Here is a 269-nt window from a genome sequence, read left to right on the forward strand (position 1 = left end):
AGCGCATCTTCCATTGCCGGGTCGCTGAGGTTGTAAAACAGCTGCATGCAGTGGATGCGCAGCATGACATCCAGAGAATACACCCGTGGGCCGCGGTCGTTGTTGTGGTAGAAGGGCTCACTACGGTCGCGCAGGCGCTGCCAGGGAATGAGCGCATCCATCTTTTCCAGAAATTTTTCGCGCCGGGTTTGACGACGCTTGCTGCGGTATTCGGCTTCGGCGAAGGTGACTTGATGCATGATTTTGGGTAGCCTTGAGGAGTAGTACGA

The 269-nt window shown here is 55.8% G+C and carries 1 pseudogene; it reads right to left on the minus strand.

From position 1 onward, the window contains the following. Positions 1-239, minus strand: a pseudogene (locus Q1A48_RS21575) (IS5/IS1182 family transposase); the annotation flags it as partial. Between the last annotated feature and the right edge of the window lie 30 nt (positions 240-269).

This window comes from uncultured Microbulbifer sp., assembly GCF_947489355.1.
Lineage (GTDB): Bacteria > Pseudomonadota > Gammaproteobacteria > Pseudomonadales > Cellvibrionaceae > Microbulbifer.